This window comes from Citrobacter sp. wls714 (assembly GCF_005281025.1).
Taxonomy (GTDB): Bacteria; Pseudomonadota; Gammaproteobacteria; order Enterobacterales; family Enterobacteriaceae; genus Citrobacter; species Citrobacter werkmanii.
In genome coordinates this window covers 199,827-221,379 of the sequence record NZ_SZWZ01000095.1, presented here as the reverse complement: position 1 = coordinate 221,379, position 21,553 = coordinate 199,827, and the positions used below count along the sequence as shown (strand labels likewise).

20 protein-coding genes are annotated in these 21,553 nt (G+C 53.4%); 7 read left to right on the top strand and 13 right to left on the bottom strand.

The features are described 5' to 3' along the window. Positions 1-50: 50 nt before the first annotated feature. The 4 genes from nadC (at position 51) to hofC (ending at position 4,198) form a co-directional block, all read left to right on the top strand. Positions 51-944, top strand: a complete 894-nt coding sequence (nadC, locus tag FDX11_RS21535; RefSeq protein WP_042312634.1) for a carboxylating nicotinate-nucleotide diphosphorylase — start codon at positions 51-53, stop codon at positions 942-944. Positions 945-1,176: 232 nt separating this feature from the next. Further along, a complete protein-coding gene (gene ppdD, locus FDX11_RS21530; protein ID WP_042312306.1) occupies positions 1,177-1,614 on the top strand; it encodes a prepilin peptidase-dependent pilin in 438 nt (145 codons plus the stop codon). A 9-nt stretch (positions 1,615-1,623) separates the two neighbouring features. Then, positions 1,624-3,006, top strand: a complete 1,383-nt coding sequence (gspE, locus tag FDX11_RS21525) for a type II secretion system protein GspE (RefSeq protein ID WP_137398512.1) — start codon at positions 1,624-1,626, stop codon at positions 3,004-3,006. Further along, a complete protein-coding gene (gene hofC / locus FDX11_RS21520; RefSeq protein ID WP_137398511.1) occupies positions 2,996-4,198 on the top strand; it encodes a protein transport protein HofC in 1,203 nt (400 codons plus the stop codon). Before gspE ends, hofC begins: the two co-directional genes overlap by 11 nt. Positions 4,199-4,232: 34 nt before the next feature. Here the strand turns inward: hofC and FDX11_RS21515 are convergent, their stop codons facing one another. After that, a complete protein-coding gene (locus FDX11_RS21515) occupies positions 4,233-5,276 on the bottom strand; it encodes a GMP reductase (protein ID WP_042312312.1) in 1,044 nt (347 codons plus the stop codon). 225 nt (positions 5,277-5,501) lie between these two features. On the opposite strand from FDX11_RS21515, the gene coaE reads away from it, so the two are divergent. The 3 genes from coaE to yacG are packed head-to-tail and all read left to right on the top strand — an operon-like array spanning position 5,502 to position 7,069. Next, complete coding sequence (coaE, locus tag FDX11_RS21510) at positions 5,502-6,122, top strand: dephospho-CoA kinase (protein ID WP_042312315.1); 621 nt, start codon at positions 5,502-5,504, stop codon at positions 6,120-6,122. After that, on the top strand, positions 6,122-6,865 hold the full coding sequence (gene zapD / locus FDX11_RS21505; protein WP_038637234.1) for a cell division protein ZapD: 744 nt from the start codon (positions 6,122-6,124) through the stop codon (positions 6,863-6,865). The genes coaE and zapD overlap by 1 nt, the downstream gene beginning before the upstream one ends. A 9-nt stretch (positions 6,866-6,874) precedes the next feature. After that, complete coding sequence (gene yacG, locus FDX11_RS21500; RefSeq protein WP_003018740.1) at positions 6,875-7,069, top strand: DNA gyrase inhibitor YacG; 195 nt, start codon at positions 6,875-6,877, stop codon at positions 7,067-7,069. Positions 7,070-7,159: 90 nt separating this feature from the next. Here yacG and mutT read toward each other — a convergent pair whose 3' ends face one another. The 12 genes from mutT to murD form a co-directional block, all read right to left on the bottom strand. Continuing rightward, positions 7,160-7,549 (bottom strand): 8-oxo-dGTP diphosphatase MutT, encoded by a 390-nt coding sequence (gene mutT, locus FDX11_RS21495; protein WP_137398510.1) that lies wholly within the window; start codon positions 7,547-7,549, stop codon positions 7,160-7,162. A 56-nt stretch (positions 7,550-7,605) separates the two neighbouring features. Next, the gene (gene secA, locus FDX11_RS21490) at positions 7,606-10,311 is read right to left on the bottom strand and encodes a preprotein translocase subunit SecA (protein ID WP_042312318.1); all 2,706 of its coding nucleotides are present in this window, start codon (positions 10,309-10,311) and stop codon (positions 7,606-7,608) included. 60 nt (positions 10,312-10,371) lie between these two features. Further along, positions 10,372-10,878 carry a secA translation cis-regulator SecM gene (gene secM / locus FDX11_RS21485; protein WP_042312321.1) on the bottom strand — a complete coding sequence of 169 codons (507 nt, stop codon included), beginning with the start codon at positions 10,876-10,878 and terminating at the stop codon, positions 10,372-10,374. A gap of 283 nt (positions 10,879-11,161) precedes the next feature. Further along, positions 11,162-12,079 (bottom strand): UDP-3-O-acyl-N-acetylglucosamine deacetylase, encoded by a 918-nt coding sequence (lpxC, locus tag FDX11_RS21480; RefSeq protein WP_006686706.1) that lies wholly within the window; start codon positions 12,077-12,079, stop codon positions 11,162-11,164. Between the two features lie 100 nt (positions 12,080-12,179). Further along, the gene (gene ftsZ / locus FDX11_RS21475) at positions 12,180-13,331 is read right to left on the bottom strand and encodes a cell division protein FtsZ (protein WP_003018753.1); all 1,152 of its coding nucleotides are present in this window, start codon (positions 13,329-13,331) and stop codon (positions 12,180-12,182) included. A 62-nt stretch (positions 13,332-13,393) separates the two neighbouring features. Further along, the gene (ftsA, locus tag FDX11_RS21470; RefSeq protein ID WP_003018755.1) at positions 13,394-14,656 is read right to left on the bottom strand and encodes a cell division protein FtsA; all 1,263 of its coding nucleotides are present in this window, start codon (positions 14,654-14,656) and stop codon (positions 13,394-13,396) included. Beyond that, positions 14,653-15,486, bottom strand: a complete 834-nt coding sequence (ftsQ, locus tag FDX11_RS21465) for a cell division protein FtsQ (protein ID WP_003018758.1) — start codon at positions 15,484-15,486, stop codon at positions 14,653-14,655. Before ftsQ ends, ftsA begins: the two co-directional genes overlap by 4 nt. A gap of 1 nt (position 15,487) precedes the next feature. After that, entirely contained in the window at positions 15,488-16,408 is a 921-nt protein-coding gene (locus FDX11_RS21460) for a D-alanine--D-alanine ligase (RefSeq protein WP_137398509.1), read from the bottom strand. Next, positions 16,401-17,876, bottom strand: coding sequence for a UDP-N-acetylmuramate--L-alanine ligase (gene murC / locus FDX11_RS21455; RefSeq protein WP_042312325.1), 1,476 nt, complete (start codon positions 17,874-17,876; stop codon positions 16,401-16,403). Before murC ends, FDX11_RS21460 begins: the two co-directional genes overlap by 8 nt. 51 nt (positions 17,877-17,927) lie before the next feature. Beyond that, positions 17,928-18,995 carry an undecaprenyldiphospho-muramoylpentapeptide beta-N-acetylglucosaminyltransferase gene (gene murG, locus FDX11_RS21450; protein ID WP_042312327.1) on the bottom strand — a complete coding sequence of 356 codons (1,068 nt, stop codon included), beginning with the start codon at positions 18,993-18,995 and terminating at the stop codon, positions 17,928-17,930. Continuing rightward, positions 18,992-20,236: a cell division protein FtsW gene (gene ftsW, locus FDX11_RS21445; protein WP_079225510.1), complete on the bottom strand. Its 1,245-nt coding sequence runs from the start codon at positions 20,234-20,236 to the stop codon at positions 18,992-18,994. Before ftsW ends, murG begins: the two co-directional genes overlap by 4 nt. Next, positions 20,236-21,552, bottom strand: a complete 1,317-nt coding sequence (gene murD, locus FDX11_RS21440) for a UDP-N-acetylmuramoyl-L-alanine--D-glutamate ligase (protein WP_137398508.1) — start codon at positions 21,550-21,552, stop codon at positions 20,236-20,238. The genes ftsW and murD overlap by 1 nt, the downstream gene beginning before the upstream one ends. Position 21,553 lies beyond the last annotated feature (1 nt).

Genomic DNA, 21,553 nt, shown 5'->3' with positions numbered 1-21,553 from the left:
AGGGTAGCATGTTTCTACCTTATGATTCGTTAGCAATTTGGAGTTTTATCATGCCGCCTCGCCGCTATAACCCTGACTACCGACGTGACGCGCTGTTGGAACGCATAAATCTGGATATCCCTGCCGCTGTAGCCCAGGCACTGCGCGAAGATTTAGGCGGAGAAGTTGATGCCAATAACGATATCACCGCACAGCTTTTACCCGAAGACATGCGCTCCCACGCCACCGTGATCACCCGAGAAAATGGCGTTTTTTGCGGGAAACGTTGGGTGGAAGAGGTCTTTATTCAACTGGCTGGCGATGATGTCAACATCACCTGGCATGTCGAGGATGGCGACAGTATTAAAGCTAATCAACCGCTGTTTGAGCTGGACGGACCTTCCCGCGTACTGCTGACCGGCGAACGTACCGCGCTTAATTTTGTGCAGACGCTTTCGGGTGTGGCGAGCGAGGTGCGTAAATACGTCGATCTGCTGGCGGGGACAAAAACCCAACTACTGGATACACGTAAAACGCTGCCAGGGCTGCGTACTGCCCTGAAATACGCCGTGTTATGCGGCGGCGGCGCGAATCATCGTCTGGGGCTTTCTGACGCCTTCCTGATTAAAGAAAACCATATTATTGCTTCTGGTTCGGTACGCCAGGCCGTTGAAAAAGCCTTCTGGTTGCATCCGGATGTACCCGTTGAAGTTGAAGTTGAAAGCCTGGAAGAACTGGACGACGCGCTGAAAGCCGGGGCGGACATCATCATGCTCGATAACTTCGAAACTGAGCAAATGCGCGAAGCGGTAAAACGCACCAACGGCCAGGCGCGTCTGGAAGTCTCGGGTAACGTCACCCATGAAACACTGCGAGAATTTGCCGAAACCGGTGTGGACTTTATCTCCGTTGGCGCCCTGACCAAGCACGTCCGCGCGCTCGATCTCTCCATGCGTTTTCGTTAATTTCTAATAGCAAGGCCCGATGGCGCTTCGCTTATCGGGCATCCCCCAGCCGGATAAGGCATTTACGCCGTCATCCGGCAGTTTCTTCGAGCCCCTTCGCAAATACGTTGTCTGATGCTGTAATTTCGTAAATATCCTCTGAACCTGCCTTCCTGTTCTGTTTTTTGTCTCTCGCCAAAGATCCGTTCGATTTGCCAAAGTAGCGCCAGCTAACTCCAGGAGCGAATCAACAATGGATAAACAACGAGGCTTCACGCTTATCGAACTGATGGTGGTCATTGGCATCATTGCCATTCTTAGCGCCATCGGTATTCCGGCTTATCAAAACTATCTACGCAAAGCCGCCCTGACAGACATGCTGCAAACCTTTGTCCCCTATCGCACCGCGGTCGAACTCTGTGCGCTGGAGCATGGTGGAACGGAGACTTGCGATGCCGGGACCAATGGCATCCCCTCCCCCACAACCACCCGTTATGTCTCAGGCATGAGTGTTGAAAAAGGCGTTGTCAGTCTCACAGGCCAGGAAAGCCTGAACGGGCTAAGCATCACGATGACGCCGGGCTGGGACAATGCCAACGGCATTACCGGCTGGAGCCGTAACTGCGCCATTCAAAATGACAGCGCACTGCAACAGGCTTGCGAAGACGTTTTCCGCTTCGATACCTACTAAGGAAAAGAGATGAATACCACGCAACTTACGGCGCTATGCCAACGTTATCAGGGAATATTACTCGATGCAGACAATGAAGTAGTACACATCGCCGTGGTGGATGCACCATCCCATGAGCTGCTGGATGCCCTGCATTTTGCCACCACCCGACGAATCGACATTGTTTGCTGGACGCGCCAGCAAATGGAAGGGCACACGCATACGCCACAGAAAATGTTACCGGTCGTAGTGTCTGAAAGCAGCGCTACCGCAGCCGGGTTGCTGAATCAGACGTTTCAATCCGCCCTGGCTCAACGGGCTTCTGATATTCACTTTGAACCCGCGGAACATCGCTATCGGATCAGATTACGCGTGGATGGCGTATTACACGCTTTGCCGGAAGTCACAACTGAGATGGGCATCGCTATCACTGCGAGATTAAAAGTATTAGGCAGTCTGGATATCGCCGAGCACCGGCTGCCACAAGACGGACAATTTACCGTTGAGATTTCAGGGCAGCCCATTTCGTTTCGTATCTCCACCCTGCCCTGTCGCTGGGGTGAAAAGGTAGTGCTGCGGCTACTTCAACAGGTCGATCAGACGCTGGATATCACTACGCTGGGAATGCAGGACGAACAGCTGGCAGCATTTTCGCAAGCGTTGCAGCAGCCTCAAGGGCTGATTCTGGTTACCGGGCCTACCGGGAGCGGTAAAACGGTCACCCTGTACAGCGCGCTACAAACCCGAAATACATCAGATGTGAATCTTTGTAGCGTAGAGGACCCGGTAGAGATCCCGATCGCAGGCCTTAACCAGACACAAATTCACCCACGCGCAGGTCTTACTTTTCAGGGAGTATTGCGCGCTCTGCTGCGCCAGGATCCCGACATCATTATGGTCGGCGAAATCCGCGATGGCGAAACGGCTGAAATAGCGCTTAAGGCAGCACAAACCGGCCATCTGGTTCTGTCAACACTGCATACAAATTCCACCAGTGAAACCCTGGTGCGCCTGCAGCAAATGGGGGTTGCGCGTTGGATGATCGCCTCCGCGCTGACGCTCGTCATTGCCCAACGGCTGGTCAGAAAGCTATGCCCCCATTGCCGACAACGCCTGGAGACATCCATCACGCTCCCCAAAGCAATCTGGCCCATGCCACTGCCACGTTGGCATGCGTCTGGTTGCGAACATTGTTATCACGGGTTTTATGGCCGTACCGCATTGTTTGAAGTGCTGCCCGTTACTCCTGCATTACGCCAGAATATCGCCAGCGGCACATCCGTAGACGGGGTGGAGTCAGATGCTCTGCTATCAGGGAGTACGCTTTTCGGGAATGGCTGTCAGGCCGTCGAACAAGGCTTAACGACATATGAAGAACTGATTCGCGTACTGGGCATGCCGCATGTCAGCTAAACAGCTTTGGCGCTGGCAAGGCATTAACAACGAAGGTGAGCCGTCGGAAGGCGTATTATGGGCTGAAACCCGACTCTCGCTGATACAAGCACTGGAGCAGCGGCATATCACGCCGTTACGTATTAAACGTATCCGTGTCAAAAACTCTCACTGGAGCCGTGAAAGAAGCGCCGAAACCATACATCAGTTGGCAACCTTACTGAAAGCAGGGCTAACACTCTCGGCAGCGCTAACCCTGCTGGCTGAACAGCATCCCAGCAGCCAGTGGCAGGCGCTACTGCGCACGCTGGCTCACGATATGGAGCAGGGCATTTCCCTCTCCACCTCACTCGCAACATGGCAACACGTTTTTCCGCCACTTTATCAGGCGATGATCCGTACCGGAGAGCTTACAGGTAAGCTGGATGATTGCTGTTTTGAACTCGCCAGACAGCAAAAAAACCAGCAGCAACTCGCTGATAAAGTTAAAAAAGCCCTGCGCTATCCGATTATCATCATCACGATGGCGGTAATAGTGGTATTTGCGATGCTGCAGTTTGTGCTCCCTGAGTTTGCCGCCATCTACCAAACGTTCAACACCCCACTACCGGCGCTCACTCGGGGGATTATTGCCATCGCCGACTATAGCAGCCAATGGGGGTGGCTGGCGGTAGCATTCACTATGCTCTCGGTTATGACATATCACGTGATCAAACAAAAACCGTATTGGCTCATTCTGAGTCAGAAATGGTTGCTTGGGCTCCCTGTTACAGGAGCAATGGTCAGAGGGCAAAAACTCGCACAGATTTTTACCGTTCTGGCGTTAACACAAAACGCTGGCATTCCCTTTTTACAGGGTCTTGAGAGTGTTAGTGAAACGCTTGCCAGCCCTTTCTGGTCTCAACGTTTAGCGCAGGTTCATCACGATATCAGCGCCGGGAAACCTGTCTGGTTGGCGCTGAAAAATTGCGGTCAATTCAGTCCATTATGTATACAGCTGGTAAGAACGGGGGAAGCATCAGGTTCGCTGGATGCAATGCTGCGTAATCTCGCCCACCATCACGGAGAGAAAACGCTGTCTCAGGCGGAAAATCTGGCTGCGCTACTTGAGCCCGCGTTACTGGTCATTACGGGTTTGATCATCGGTACGCTGGTTGTCGCGATGTATTTACCGATTTTCCATTTGGGAGATGCAATGAGCGGCGTGGGATAAAGCTGGCGCATTACCACACGCCAGCTTGATCATGTTACAGGCTATTGAAAACGCGGTTTTCTTGTTCCTGTACACGAATAAACGTTGTACGTTTGGTCAGCTCTTTCAGACGAGATGCACCGACATAAGTACAGGCTGAACGCAGGCCGCCGAGGATATCGCGAGCGGTATTATCAACCGGACCACGCAGCGGCAGCTTAACGGTTTTACCTTCTGCGGCGCGGTACTGTGCAACACCACCTACGTGACGCGTCATGGCAGATTCAGAGCTCATACCGTAGAACAGCATGAATTTCTCACCGTTCTCTTCAACAATTTTGCCGCCACTTTCTTCATGACCGGCCAGCATCCCGCCGAGCATAACGAAGTCCGCACCGCCGCCGAACGCTTTTGCCACGTCACCCGGCATTGTGCAGCCACCGTCGCTGACAATCATACCGCCCAGACCGTGGGCTGCATCGGCACATTCAATCACTGCAGAAAGCTGCGGATAGCCAACGCCGGTTTTTACACGCGTGGTACATACAGAACCTGGCCCAATACCGACTTTGACAATGTCCGCACCGGAAAGCACCAGCTCTTCACACATTTCGCCGGTAACTACATTGCCCGCACAGATCGTTTTCGTCGGCCATGCTTCACGCGCTTTTGAGACAAACTGAACAAAATGCTCTGAGTAGCCATTTGCCACATCAATGCAGATAAAGTTCAGCGCCGGGTTGAGCGCCAGAATCTGTTTGGTTTTTTCGAAATCAGCGTCAGAGGTGCCGGTTGAAACCATCACATGCTTGAGCACATCGGTAGAAGTCTCTGCGATAAAGGCAGACCAGTCTTCAACAGAATAGTGTTTGTGCACAGCCGTCAGGATGTCGAAAGATGCCAGAGCCTTTGCCATGGCAAACGTCCCGACAGTGTCCATGTTCGCAGCGATAATCGGTACGCCGGACCAGGTCTGACCTGAATGCTTAAAGGTAAATTGACGTTCCAGCTCAACATCGGAACGGCTTTTGAGAGTAGAACGCTTAGGGCGGATAAGAACGTCTTTGAAACCTAACTTCAGATCTTCTTCGATACGCATGTGCGGATTCCTGGGGTTAATGGCGAAAAATCGAAACTCACAACTCCAGTGACGCTATCATACGCACTAATCAATGCCGCGCAAGACTGCGAAATTCTCTTTTTTTACGCTACAATCCCATAAATTTACCTGGCGAATAGTAGGTTAATCCTGCAGCAGCCTCGCCTTCACGCGCTTAACTTTTAACTGTTTGATAATCAAACTTAAACTCCAGGATCTGCATCTATGAGGTATACAGTAGCCTTAACCGGCGGCATTGGCAGTGGTAAAAGCACCGTTGCAAATGCGTTCGCTGACCTCGGAATAAACGTGATTGATGCAGATATCATTGCGCGTCAGGTGGTTGAACCAGGTAAGCCTGCCCTCGTGGCGATTAAAGAACATTTTGGTTCCGACGTGATAGCCGCTGACGGGTCGCTACAGCGACGCATTTTACGCGAACGTATTTTTTCCAATCCTGAGGAAAAAAGCTGGCTAAATGCGCTGCTCCATCCGCTTATTCAGCAGGAAACACAGCGTCAGTTTGATCAAGCGACCTCGCCCTATCTGTTATGGGTTGTCCCGTTGCTGGTAGAGAATTCGCTGTATAAAAAAGCCAACCGCGTGCTGGTGGTGGATGTCACCCCTGAGACCCAGCTCAGACGAACCATGCAGCGTGATGATGTGACACGCGAGCATGTTGAACAAATTCTTGCTGCCCAGGCAACGCGTGAAGCGCGTCTGGCCGTGGCAGACGATGTTATTGATAATAATGGCGCACCGGAAGCCATCGCCTCGGATGTCGCCCGCCTGCACGCGCTCTATTTGCAATGCGCGTTGCAGTTTGTCTCACAGGAAAAACCGTAATGCACACCCAGGTCCTTTTTGAACACCCTCTCAATGAGAAGATGCGTACATGGCTGCGCATAGAGTTTTTGATCCAACAGCTCTCCGTTAATTTACCTATTGCAGACCATGCAGGGGCGCTGCATTTTTTCCGTAATATCGGCGACTTACTGGATGTCTTTGAACGCGGTGAAGTCCGAACCGAACTCCTGAAAGAACTTGAACGACAACAGCGTAAACTCCAGGCCTGGGTTGAAGTTCCCGGCGTCGATCAAAGCAGAATCGACGCATTGCGCCAACAGTTAAAAAGCGCGGGCAGCATTCTGATTTCGGCCCCACGCATTGGACAAACGCTGCGTGAAGATCGTCTGATTGGCCTCGTGCGTCAGCGTTTAAGCATTCCTGGCGGATGCTGCAGTTTCGATCTTCCCACCCTGCATATCTGGTTACATTTACCGCAACCGCAACGCGACGCGCAGGTTGAAACCTGGCTTGCCAGCCTGAATCCGCTCAACCAGGCGTTGTCGCTGGTGCTGGATTTAATTCGTAACTCGGCGCCGTTTCGTAAACAAACCAGCCTGAATGGTTTTTACCAGGATAACGGCGAAGATGCCGATTTGCTGCGCTTGCAGCTGCCGCTGGATTCGCAGCTTTATCCGCAAATTTCTGGTCATAAGAGCCGTTTTGCCATTCGTTTTATGCCGCTGGATAGCGAGAATGGCCAGGTGCCTGAGCGTCTCGATTTTGATCTGGCGTGCTGTTAAGGAGTCAACATGTCTGAACAAACCATCGTCAACTGCCCAACCTGCGGTAAACCCGTAGTGTGGGCTGAAGTCAGTCCGTTTCGCCCATTCTGCAGCAAACGCTGCCAGTTAATCGATCTGGGAGAGTGGGCCGCAGAAGAGAAACGTATCCCAAGCTCTGGCGATCTGTCGGAAAGCGACGACTGGAGTGAAGAGCAGAAATAATTCTGTTAAAACGGGATAAGGCAACGCCACATCCGGCATTGTATGTTGTTTTGCCTGATGGCGCTGCGCTTATCCGGCCTACGAACACCATTAGCCCGCAATCAGCTTTTCAATTACCGGCGCATTCGCGGGCGGGAAATCCTCCGCATTCAGAGTATCTTGCGCAATCCACTGCGCCGGTTGTCCCTCTTTGCCCCACGGTTCGCCTTCCCAGCTCTCAACCAGCCAGAACCATAGAGTGATGTGCCGGTCCGGAAACTGATACTCCAGCTTTTCGAACAGTGAATTCTGAGTCGGTGTGATCCCAACTTCTTCCTGTAGTTCGCGAATCAGCGCCTGCTCTGGCGTTTCACCCGCTTCAATTTTCCCGCCGGGGAATTCCAGCTTATTTGCCATATGGGCATCCGCCGCACGCTGGGTGATAAAAATTTCATTGTGCTGGTTACGAATAATCCCGACGGCGATCTGCAATTTTTTCATTTTCATCGTCCATAAAAAAGGCGCAGAAGTCTGCGCCTTTTCAATAAGATATTTTCTTAGCTCAGACGGCCATGACACTGTTTGTATTTCTTGCCGGAACCGCAAGGGCACGGATCGTTACGACCCACTTTACGATCGCCGGTTTGTGCTGCCAGCTCTTCTGCTGCGGCGGAATCGTCACCTTTATGGCTCAACTGCTGCATCTGCGCTAAACGCTCAGCTTCTTCACGACGCTGCTGCTCCATCGCTTCTACTTCTTCTGGCATACGTACCTGAACTTTGCTCAGGGTGCTGATCACTTCATACTTCAGTGATTCCAGCATTGATGCAAACATAGAGAAGGATTCACGCTTGTATTCCTGCTTCGGATCTTTTTGTGCGTAACCACGCAGGTGAATACCCTGACGCAGGTAATCCATCGCCGCCAGGTGCTCTTTCCACAGCGAGTCGAGCGTTTGCAGCATCACGCCTTTTTCGAAGTGACGCATCATCTCTGCGCCCACAACTTCTTCTTTGCGCTGATAAACTTCTACCGCGTTTGCCAGAATACGTTCGCGCAGCGTTTCTTCGTGCAGCTCAGGTTCTTTATCCAGCCACTCTGAAATCGGCATATCCAGATCGAAGTCGTTTTTCAGGCGCTCCTGCAGACCCGGAATATCCCACATTTCTTCCAGTGACTGCGGCGGAATATAGGCATCAATCGTCGCTTTGAAGACGTCTTCGCGGATACTGTTAATGGTTTCGCTAACGTCAGAGACGTCCAGCAGTTCGTTACGCTGGGTGTAGATTGCACGGCGCTGGTCGTTTGCAACGTCATCATATTCCAGCAGTTGCTTACGAATATCGAAGTTGCGGCTTTCCACTTTACGCTGCGCGTTTGCAATCGCTTTCGTCACCCATGGGTGTTCAATCGCTTCACCCGGCTTCATACCCAGTTTACGCATCATGCCGGACACGCGGTCAGAGGCAAAAATACGCATCAGCGCATCTTCCATCGACAGGTAGAAACGAGACGAACCCGCATCCCCCTGACGACCGGAACGTCCGCGCAGCTGGTTATCGATACGACGAGATTCATGGCGCTCAGTACCGATAATATGTAAACCACCGGCCGCTAACACCGCGTCATGACGAACCTGCCAGTCAGCTTTGATCTGGGCAATCTGTTCCGGAGTTGGGTCTTCCAGCTCGGCAACTTCCGCCTGCCAGCTACCACCCAACACGATATCGGTACCACGACCCGCCATGTTTGTCGCAATAGTTACGGCTGACGGATAACCCGCCTGAGCAACGATATCCGCTTCGCTGGCGTGGAACTTGGCGTTCAGTACGTTGTGCTTGATACCCGCTTTGGTCAGCTCGTTAGAGACCACTTCCGATTTTTCAATGGAGATAGTACCCACCAGCACCGGCTGGCCATTTGCGGTACGCTCTTTAATATCTTCAATAATCGCCTGAATTTTTTCCGCTTCGGTCATGTACACCAGATCCGGTAAATCCTTACGGATCATCGGACGGTTGGTCGGAACGACCACGGTATCCAGTTTGTAGATGGAGCTGAATTCAAACGCTTCAGTGTCTGCAGTACCGGTCATACCGGCCAGTTTTTCGTACAAACGGAAGTAGTTCTGGAAGGTAATGGATGCCAGCGTCTGGTTTTCGTTCTGGATCTCCACGCCTTCTTTCGCTTCAACAGCCTGGTGCAGGCCATCGGACCAGCGACGCCCCTGCATCGTACGACCAGTGTGTTCGTCGACGATGATAACTTCGCCGTCTTTCACGATGTAGTCGACGTCACGGGTAAACAGCACGTGCGCGCGCAGTGCGGCAGTCACGTGGTGCATCAGCATAATGTTGCCTGGAGAGTACAGCGACTCGCCCTCATCCATAATGCCTTCGTTCACCAGCAGTTCTTCAATCAGCACCAGACCACGTTCGGTCAGGTTAACCTGGCGCGCTTTCTCATCAACGGAGAAGTGGCCTTCACCCTGGAACGTGTCGGAATCTTCCTTCTCCTGACGGATCAGGTGCGGAATGATTTTGTTCACTTTTTTATACATTTCCGAGCTATCTTCAGCCGGACCGGAAATGATCAGCGGCGTACGCGCTTCATCGATCAAGATGGAGTCGACTTCATCGACCAACGCATAGTGCAGTTTACGCTGAACGCGCTCTTCCGGGCTAAACGCCATGTTGTCACGCAGGTAGTCAAAACCGTATTCGTTGTTGGTACCGTAAGTAATATCAGCGTTGTAGGCTTCACGCTTGGCTGGTGCTGGCAGGCCAGACATGTTGATACCCACGGTCATGCCGAGGAATTCAAACAGTGGACGGTTATTTTCAGCGTCACGCTGAGCCAGGTAGTCGTTCACGGTAACCACGTGTACGCCTTTGCCACTTAACGCGTTCAGGTACGCCGGCAGCGTTGCGGTCAGGGTTTTACCTTCACCGGTACGCATTTCCGCGATGCAGCGGTCGTTCAGGACCATACCACCCAGCAGCTGAACATCGAAGTGGCGCATGCCGAACACACGCTTACTCGCTTCGCGGACCACCGCGAACGCTTCCGGGATCAGGCTCTCAACGCTGGCGCCTTTTTCCAGACGGGCGCGGAATTCAGCGGTCTTCGCTTTCAGCTCATCATCGGAGAGTTTTTCCATCTCCGGTTCCATTGCGTTGATGACATTGACCACTTTACGCATACGACGCAGCGTACGTTCGTTACGGCTACCGAATACTTTTGTTAATAATTTGATTAGCATAATAAAATCTCAAACGCCCCGCGGTGCGGAGTCAAAAATTATAAGTTGGAAGGTTCTTTTTTAGCTGAGGCGTTGAGGGCCAGCGCGGATACCCTGCAGCTGGCTGATCCAGACCGGAACGCTAAACGCGGCCTGAGAGGTAAAGTGTGCGTATGTCACGCGACTTACTGTCGCGGGCGGAGTGCCTTCTTGCGTCAGCATCGCGCTGAGCGTATTCAGTAACGCAAGATGGTGCGCCTGGATTGGCAACGGCTCTTCAGCAACGGGCAGCGCCTGAGGAGCCATAGCAAAAGAAAGATGGCGAATGACCGTACGAATGGCATGCTGATGCCAGTAGTCGACGGTAAAATTCGGGCGGCGGTTGGTCGCTTCCAGCAAAGCAAGCTGGTTAAAGTTAACTTTAGCGCCTTGATCGTGATTGCTGGCGGTCGCCTTCGCGGGGGTATTAGGTTCAGCAGCATTACCGAGCGCGGGCAGGCCAAAACTCGCCGCGACCATCCCCAACAGGAGATGCGGCCAGAAGTACCGTCTGCCTAACTGTCGCCAGCGCGTCAGTATTCCACTCACGTTATTGCCACCTGATATACCCTGCGTTTGGGGTTACATATGCAAAACCATTTTTTTGCGCACAAATATTACCATTAATGCGTTCGCACCACAGCAGTAATGACGCAAGTCGCGGGTAAATATGCTTAAGAAAGCAGCGATCGAACGCTATTTTACTCTGCCGGTGGGGAGAAAATCGCTTCAGAGAAGGTGGTTTGCAATCGAAAAATAAAAAAACGACTGGTTCACCTGGCCGGAGAGAGTGCCAGATTAACCAGTCGAATTTATGCGACAACGTATGTCGTTATGCCAGTACGGTCGAAGGTGCTTTGAACGCCAACGGCAGTTCTGCATCGTCCTGGAAGGTCACATATTCCCAGGCTTCCTGTTTCGCCAGGACCGCCTGCAACAGTTTGTTATTCAATGCATGACCGGATTTATACGCGGTGAATGCACCAATAATGTTGTGACCACACATGAACAAGTCACCAATCGCGTCGAGCATTTTGTGACGAACGAATTCGTCTTCAAAACGCAGGCCGTCTTCGTTCAATACGCGATAATCGTCAACAACGATGGCACAATCGAAGCTGCCGCCCAGGCACAGGCCGCGGGACTGCAGATATTCGATATCACGCATGAAGCCGAAAGTACGCGCGCGGCTGATCTGGCGCATGAACGCATCCGCAGAGAAGTTCATCGCGTAGCGCTGCGTGCTGGAGTCGATTGCCGGATGGTTAAAGTCGATGGTGAAATCCAACGTGAAACCATTATACGGCTTAAACTCAGCCCACTTATCGCCATCTTCGACACGAACGGTCTCTTTGATGCGAACAAATTTTTTGGCGCTGCTCAGTTCTTCAATACCCGCATCAAGCAGCAGATAAACGAACGGAGCGGCACTGCCATCCATGATCGGGATTTCCGGGGCGTTAACTTCAATAACGATGTTATCGATACCTAAGCCCGCCAGAGCAGCGTTAAGGTGCTCAACGGTTGAAATCCGTACATCATGCTCATTGACCAGACACGTACAGAGCATGGTATCACGCACAGATTTGGCATCGGCCGGGAAATCTACCGGAGGATTCAAGTCGGTGCGACGATAGATGACCCCGGTGTTGGCCGGCGCAGGGCGTAATGTCAGGGTGACTTTTTTGCCGGTATGCAAACCGACGCCAGTCGCCTGAACGATACGTTTAAGAGTCCTTTGTTTGATCATCGTATAATCTCGCCAAATTACCTATCCAACCGAAGTGTACTATACATTCGGTGGGCCAGTTTAGCACAAAGAGCCACAATTCCCAAATTCCAGCTAATTCTTAATCAGCTTGCTTACGCAGGAACGCAGGGATATCCAGATAATCCGGCTCTTTAGTGGTTTGCGGCGTATTGTCGTTCACCACTTTCGCAACCGGTTTTTGCTCTTGCGTCAACGGCGCCATACCGTGTTGCTGGTAACGATCCATTACCGGTTGCTGAACCTGCTTGTTGGTTACCAGAGTGATTTCAGGACGCTTGTCCATACCAATTCCAGTGGCAACAACGGTCACGCGCAGTTCGTCGTTCATATCCGGGTCCAAAGAGGTACCGATAACCACGGTCGCGTTATCCGATGCAAAGGCACGGATGGTGTTACCGACGGTTTCGAACTCATCCAGACGCAGGTCGAAGCCCGCAGTAATGTTGACCAACACGCCGCGCGCGCCGGACAGATCGATATCTTCCAGCAGCGGGGAAGAGATTGCCATTTCAGCCGCTTCTTCCGCACGGTCTTCACCGCTTGCCACGCCGGAGCCCATCATCGCGTAGCCCATTTCGGACATCACGGTGCGCACGTCTGCAAAGTCGACGTTCATCAGGCCCGGACGCGTAATCAGTTCAGCGATACCCTGGACTGCACCTTTCAGCACATCGTTCGCTGCGCCAAACGCATCCAGCAGGGAGATACCACGGCCCAGCACTTTCAGCAGTTTGTCGTTCGGGATAGTAATCAGAGAGTCCACGTGTTTGGACAGCTCGGTGATACCCTGCTCAGCGAATGCCATACGCTTCTTGCCTTCAAAGTTGAAAGGCTTAGTCACGACAGCAACGGTCAGGATACCTAAATCTTTTGCTACTTCAGCAACCACTGGCGCTGCACCGGTTCCGGTACCGCCGCCCATACCTGCTGCAATAAACACCATGTCTGCGCCGTCAAGCGCTGCACGCAGAGCTTCACGATCTTCGTCTGCCGCATTACGACCGACTTCCGGGTTTGCACCCGCGCCCAGACCTTTGGTGATGCCGCTACCAATCTGAATGGTCTGTCCAACCGCCGTTTTACGCAACGCCTGAGCGTCGGTATTCACCGCGAAGAATTCAACACCTTCGATGCGCTCGCGCACCATGTGTTCAACGGCATTACCGCCGCCGCCGCCGACGCCGATGACTTTAATCACCGCGTCATTGGTTAGTTCCATAGGTTCAAACATAGTTTCTCTCTCCGTTGTGCCTGTCGCCTGAGACCTTTAATGTGCGTCGATCTCTTTAAAAATTAAAACTCTTTTCGCAGCCAGCTATTGAGTCGTTTAATCCACGAGCCAACTGACGCCGTTACGCGTTTTTCAACTTCAGCTTCACCACTTAAATGGGATTCTTTCCCGTAGTGAAGCAGCCCCACCGCCGTGGAATAGTACGGCTCCTGGGCATAATCCGTCAGACCGGTAATATTCAGTGGTGCGCCAATACGGACTTGCGTATGAAACACGCGCTGTGCGCAGGCCGCAAGACCTTCAATTTGCGCTGCGCCACCGGTTAACACAATCCCCGCCGCCAGATGATGTTTCACACCCTGCTGGCGAAGCTGTTCTTGTAATTGCAAAATTTCTTCGTTGACCAGGTTGAGCAGCTCGGTATAACGCGGCTCAATGACCTCTGCCAAAGTCTGACGCTGCAGACTACGTGGCGGACGGCCGCCCACGCTTGGCACCTCAACGCTCTCGTCTTTACCGACGATGGAGCCCAGCGCGCAGCCATGACGAACTTTGATGGCTTCGGCATCGCTCGGCGGCGTACCGAAGGCATAAGCGATATCGCTGGTCACCACATTCCCTGCATAAGGGATCACTTTGGTATGGCGCAACGCCCCGCCAGTATAAACGGCGATGTCCATTGTACCACCACCAATATCTACCACGCAGACACCCAGTTCACGTTCATCTTCCGTCAACACGGAATAACTGGCTGCCAGTCCGGCGAAAATCAGTTGGTCAACTTTCAGACCACAACGTTCAACGGCTTTGACAATATTCTTCGCCATGTCGTTATGGCAGGTAATAAGATGCACTTTTGCCTGCATGCGTACGCCGGAAAGACCGACCGGATTTTTAATACCTTCCTGGTAGTCAATGGCGTATTCCTGCGGAATAACGTGCAGAACACGATGTTCATCGCGCACGCGTACGGATTTTGCCGTATGTACGACGTTTTCCACATCTTCCTGTGTCACTTCCTCTTCGGAAATGGGCACCATACCAATTTCATTCTGACAGCTAATATGTTTGCCGGAAAGCGCCAGATATACCGAGGATATCTGGCAATCTGCCATCAGCTCAGCCTGGTCAATGGCGCGCTGTACGCATTTCACCACTGACTCAAGGTCATTCACCCCGCCTTTATCCATACCTCGCGATGGGCAACTGCCCACGCCAATGATATTGACCATACCGTCGGGCAGAACTTCCCCTACTAAAGCGGCTACCTTCGCGGTGCCAATCTCCAGTCCAACTACCAGTTTTCTGTCCGTCGCCTTGATCATTGTTGTTCTGCCTGTGCCTGATTCTGTTGCTGATTAGATTCCTCAGGAGGCAAGGGAACCCAGCCTACTGCCGCTCCTGAGTCATAACGCAAATCAACGTAGCTAATCCGTTTGCCATCGGTTTGCGCCTGCTGCTGTAAAACCGGGTAGAGTTCCACAAAGCGAGCCAAACGTTTTATCGTATCGCCCCTGCCCAGATTGAGCTTAATATCGTTATTCAGCGTCAACTGCCAGGAACGACGCGCGGTCATCGCCGCTTCCTTCAGGGTGAATCTATCCTTAGCCAGCACCTGCCCCATATCGCGGAACCCTTGCAGCACTTCACTTGCGCTGCCTTCCGGTCCGTACAACATGGGTAATACCTGCTTATTGGCCCGACCGGTTGGGACGCTGAACGTATTGCCTTCGGCATCCACCATATGCTGGTCATTCCAACGCGCAATTGGCACATATTCAACCAGATGAATCTTCAATTCATCAGGCCATTGCTTTCTGACGCTCGCCTGTTTAATCCACGGGAGGCGTTCAATCTGACTCTGGATGATGTTTACATCCTGCGTCATAAAGGTTCCCGGCGCGCCCAGCGCCAGAATGGACTGACGGATATCATCATTGCGCGTGTAATGCCGTTCGCCGGTTAACACCAGTTTTGACAACGGCAAACGCTGCGCATCTTCCATCCATCCCAACACTACCCAGCCGCTGACAAACACGGTGCACAGCACTGTCAGCAGGAACAGTATTCCTGCAAGACGCGTTCCATTATTGCGGCGTGAGGAGTTTACTTCTTCTTCATCACCGTTTCGCGTGTTCAGCGCAGCCTGCGACATATCAGTCCGCCAACTCCAGAATTCTTACCACCAACTGCGAGAAGCTCAGACCCGCCTGACGCGCCGCCATCGGCACCAGGCTGTGGCTGGTCATACCCGGAGAGGTATTGGCTTCCAGCAGATAAAACTGGCCATCGCTGTCCAGCATGACGTCAATGCGCCCCCAACCTTTACAGCCCAGGGCGGTCCACGCTTTCAGGACTAAATCCTGTAATCTGGTCTCTTGCTCGACTTCCAGACCTGCAGGGCAGAAATATTGTGTCTCATCAGAGAGATACTTCGCCTCATAATCATAGAAGGTTCCCGCGGGTTGGATACGTATTGACGGTAAAATTTCTTCGCCGAGTATCGCAACGGTAAATTCCGGGCCACTGAGCCATTTTTCAATCAGTACTTCTTCATCATGCTGAAAAGCCAATGCTAATGCACCCTGCAAAGCATTTTCTTCTTCAACTTTTGACATCCCTACGCTGGAGCCTTCACGGCTTGGCTTCACAATCAGCGGCAAACCTAACGCAGAGATTTTTGCAACTATCTCATTGCTAAGACCTTTTTCGAACTCAGCGCGGGTCAACGCAACCCATGGCGCGACGGGTAAACCTGCGCCCTGCCACAGCAACTTGCTGCGCAGTTTGTCCATTGAGATCGCGGAAGCCATGACGCCGCTGCCGGTATACGGCAGGCCGATCTGCTCCAGCATGCCCTGCAACGTGCCATCTTCCCCGCCACGACCATGCAACGCAATAAACACCTTCTGAAAACCCATAGATTTCAGAAGAGTGACATCAACCTCTTTCGGGTCAACCGGATGGGCATCGACACCACCTTCGCGTAACCCTGCCAATACGGCCGCGCCGGAATTCAGCGACACTTCTCGCTCTGCGGAGGTACCTCCTGACAGGACCGCGATTTTATCAGCCATGTTGTTCTTCCTCCGGATTTTGCGGCTTCAGTTTGATTTCAGCTAAGGAACGCGCAATTTTGCCGATATTTCCAGCGCCTTGCACCAAAATCAGATCGTTGCCGGTTAATACCGGTGCCAACATTTCTGCCACCAGGGCCGGATCGGATACCAGAATAGGATCGATCTTACCGCGACCACGAATAGTACGGCACAGCGAGCGGCTGTCAGCGCCCGGAATGGCGGCTTCGCCCGCGGCGTATACATCCAGCATCAACAGCGTATCAACCTGAGTCAGCACGTTGGCAAAGTCGTCATACAAATCGCGAGTGCGCGTATACCGATGCGGCTGGAACAGCATCACCAGATTTTTGTCCGGCCAGCCTGCGCGTGCAGCTTTAATTGTGGCGTCCACTTCCGTTGGGTGATGGCCGTAATCATCAACCAGCATCGCGGTCCCGGCTTTACCGTTAACCGGCTCAAGTGGGAATTCGCCGAGGAAGTCAAAACGACGTCCGGTACCCTGGAAACTTTCCAGCGCGCGCAGGATCGCGTCGTCTTCAATACCTTCTTCCGTTGCGACAGCCACCGCCGCCGCGGCGTTCAGCGCATTGTGGCGGCCCGGCGCGTTTAACGTCACGCGTAGATCGGCCATCCCCTGACGCACCAGCGTGAAGTGCCCCTGCGGGCCGATCTGCTGGTAATCCTCAACGCGCACATCGGCATCATCACTGAAACCATAGGTTGTGGTTTGACGGCCAACTCGCGGTAACAGTTCGCGGATCACCGGATCGTCAACGCACATCACCGCACGACCATAAAACGGCAAGTTATGCAGGAAATTAATAAACGTCTGCTTTAAATTTTCGAAGTCGCCATGGTAGGTATCCATATGGTCGGCTTCGATATTGGTGACAATCGCCACCATCGGCTGCAAATGCAGGAACGACGCGTCGCTCTCGTCCGCTTCGGCAATCAAATAACGGCTATGACCCAGGCGCGCATGGACGCCAGCAGCCTTCACCAGACCACCGTTAACAAAAGTCGGATCCAGCCCCGCTTCCGCGTAAATACTGGAGACCATCGCTGTGGTCGTGGTTTTACCGTGCGTCCCGGCAATGGCGATGCCGTGACGAAAACGCATTAACTCCGCCAGCATCTCAGCACGGCGGATCACTGGAATACGCGCTTCATGCGCCGCAACAATTTCCGGGTTATCCGCAGAAATAGCGCTGGAGACCACCACCACGCTCGCATCGCGCACGTTTTCAGGGCGATGGTTGAAGAAAATCGTGGCGCCGAGATTCGTCAACTGCTGCGTCACCGGATTTGGCGCTAAGTCAGAACCGCTGATCTGATAACCTTCATTGGCCAAAACTTCGGCAATACCGCCCATACCAGCACCACCGATGCCGACAAAGTGAATGTGCCGAACGCGACGCATTTCGGGCACGATGGAACGCAGTTTTGCCAGTTGTTGTGTATTCATTCTTTAGCCATTAACTTCTTAGTTCATGCGATGCAAAAGGCATCACCACAATTACGCCCGGGCAGCCCGGCTCACTTCATTTGCAACGCGTTCGGTGGCATCCGGTATGGATGCGGCGCGCGCACGTTCTGCCATGGTTAATAAAGTTTCTCGCGACCACCCGGCAAGGGTGCTGGCGACGGCGTCCACAGTAAACTGTGGTTGCTCTAAAATTTTGGCGGCGCCCGCTTTTTCCAGCGGCAACGCATTCCAGTACTGCTGTCTGTCTTTGTGCTGGAACGGCACAAACAGCGCAGGCAAGCCTGCGGCGGCAATCTCACTCACCGTCAGCGCGCCGGAACGGCACACGACAACATCCGCCCACGCATAAGCGGCGGCCATATCATCAATAAACTCAGTGACCTTATGCTGCGGTTGTCCCGCCTCGGCATAAGCGTGTTCAACGGTCTGCTGCGCGCCCTTACCGCTCTGGTGCCAGATAGTCACCGCCTCGCCAAGCTTTGCGGCAACCTGCGGCATCGTCTGGTTGAGGACGCGTGCGCCCTGAGAACCACCAACCACCAGCACACGAACCGGGCCTTCACGTCCAGCCAGACGCGCTTCGGGTAATGGCAGTGCCAGCACGTCCGTGCGTACTGGGTTCCCGACCACGTCCGCATTCGGGAAAGCGCCAGGGAAAGCCTGCATAACCTTCGTTGCAATCTTTGCCAGCCATTTATTGGTTAATCCCGCAATGCCGTTCTGTTCATGCAGTACGACCGGAATACCTAATGACCATGCAGCTAAACCGCCAGGACCTGACACGTAGCCGCCCATACCGAGCACCACATCAGGCTTGAATTGCTTCATGATGGCGCGCGCCTGACGCCAGGCGTTAAAAATACGCACGGGTGCGGCAAGTAGTGCGTTAACGCCTTTGCCACGCAGACCGGAGATGCGAATAAAGTCAATTTCAATGCCATGCTTCGGCACTAAGTCCGCTTCCATACGATCGGCGGTGCCCAGCCAACGAACTTGCCAGCCCTGGGCCATTAAATGGTGCGCGACCGCCAGCCCCGGGAACACATGCCCGCCGGTACCGCCTGCCATCACCATTAACCGCTTCGGTTGACCACTCATCGTGCACCTCGTGTAAACGCCTGGGCTTTTTCCAGACGCGTTTCATAATCTATACGTAACAAAAACATGATGGCCGTCGACATTATCAACAAACTGGAACCACCATAGCTGATTAACGGCAGCGTCAGACCTTTGGTTGGCAGCATACCTGCCGCCGCGCCGACGTTTACCAGCGCCTGGAAGCTAAACCAGATCCCGATGGAGCAGGCTAAAAAGCCTGAAAAACGGTGGTCAATTTCCAGCGCTTTACGGCCAATCGACATCGCGCGAAAAGCGACGAAGAATACCATTAAAAGTGCCAATACCACACCGATATAACCCAGCTCTTCCCCAATGATGGCGAAGATGAAGTCGGTGTGCGCTTCCGGCAAATACTCCAGCTTTTGGACTGAGTTGCCTAACCCCTGCCCCCAAACCTCACCGCGGCCAAAAGCCATTAGCGATTGCGTCAGCTGGTATCCGCTGCCGAACGGATCTTCCCATGGATTCCAGAAAGAAGTTACGCGGCGAATACGATACGGTTCGGCAAGGATCAGCAGCACGACCGCCGATATCCCCATGCCGATAATCGCAATGAACTGCCATAATTTAGCGCCGGCAAGAAACAGCATCGCCAGCGTGGTGACAAACAGCACCACCACAGTACCGAGGTCAGGCTGCGCCAGCAGCAGCACGGCCAGTACCAGGATCACGCCCATCGGTTTCAGGAAGCCGCGCAGGTTGTTTCGCACTTCATCCACCTTGCGTACCAGGTAGTTGGCGAGATAACAGAACAGCGACAGCTTGGTAAATTCCGCAGGCTGAATACGCAGCGGCCCCAGAGCAATCCAGCGCGATGCCCCGTTAACGGAGCTCCCCACGACCAGCACGATCAGCAGCATGATGATCGAGGCGATGAGCATCGTGGTGCTGTACTTCTGCCAGAACTCCATCGGCAAACGCAGCGTGACCATCGCCAAACAGAACGCCAGGAAGATGTACAGCGCGTCACGTTTGGCAAACAGGAAGGGATCGCCCGCCAGACGTTGCCCCACGGGCATTGATGCTGATGTCACCATGATGAAACCAATTGCCGCCAGACCAAAGGTCAGCCACAGCAGCATGCGGTCATACATGATCAGGCTGTCCGCGTCTTTATCGCGCGAAGCCATCACCCAGCCTTTAAGTGCCGCGAAGATCCACGCCAGGACACCCAGTCCCGGTAAGCGCGGCATTCTCAGACGAGGGAGAGATAAACGCATCAACCCAACTCCTTCGCCAGGCGCGTAAAGACGTCACCGCGTTGCTCAAAACTCTTGAACTGATCGAGGCTGGCACAGGCGGGCGACAGCAGCACCATATCACCGGGCTTCACGCGCGGCGCGAGCAGACGCATTGCCTGTTCCATGGTTTCAGTTTGTTCCGCAACCTCAGGTCGCAGCGCGGCAAGCTGCGCGCCATCGCGACCAAAGCAGTACAGACGAATGTTGTCGCCGTTCAGATAACGTTGCAGCGGCATAAAGTCAGCGGATTTCCCGTCGCCGCCCAACAACAGGTGCAGCGTACCGTCAACGTGCAGGCCATTCAGCGCCGCTTCGGTACTGCCGACATTGGTCGCTTTTGAATCGTTGATCCAACGCACACCATTATGATTCAGTACCAGTTGGAAACGATGCGCCAGACCGATAAAAGTGGTCAGCGCTTTCAGGCTCGACGCCCGCGGCAGACCCGCAGCATCAGCCAGCGCCAGCGATGCCAGGGCGTTGGTATAGTTATGCTGGCCGGTAAGCGTCATCTCTTTCACGTTGAGAACTTTTTCACCCTTCACCCGCAGCCAGGTTTCGCCCTGCTGACGATTAAGATGATAGTCACCCATGTTGACGCCAAAGCTCACGCAACGCTCATCGGCACCACGAACCGGCATGGTCAGCGCATCATCCGCATTGACCACGCAGACTTTCGCATTCTCATAAACGCGCAGTTTGGCCGCACGATACTGCTGCAAGCCAAACGGATACCTGTCCATATGATCTTCGGTGACGTTCAAAATAGTGGCGGCTACGGCCTGTAAGCTGGAGGTTGTTTCCAGTTGGAAGCTCGACAGTTCCAGAACATACAGTTCGCGCTCGTCATCCAGCAGCATCAGCGCGGGCAGGCCAATGTTACCGCCCACCCCCACGTTCACACCGGCCGCTTTCGCCATTTCGCCAACCAACGTCGTAACGGTGCTTTTACCGTTAGAACCGGTGATCGCAACGATCGGCGCCTGCGCTTCGCGACAGAACAGCTCGATGTCACCGACAATTTCAACCCCCGCATCGGCGGCAGCGCTCAGCGAAGGGTGCGCCAGGGCAATACCAGGGCTGGCGACGATAAGATCGGCGTCCAGCAGCCAGTCATCATTCAGACTGCCAACATGACGCTCAACCGCTTCCGGTAATTTATCCAGGCCCGGCGGCGTCGCGCGGGTATCCATCACGCGCGGCGTTACGCCACGCGCCAGGAAGAAATCCACGCAGGACAGCCCGGTCAAACCCAGACCGATAATGACGACTTTTTTACCCTGGTAATCAGCCATG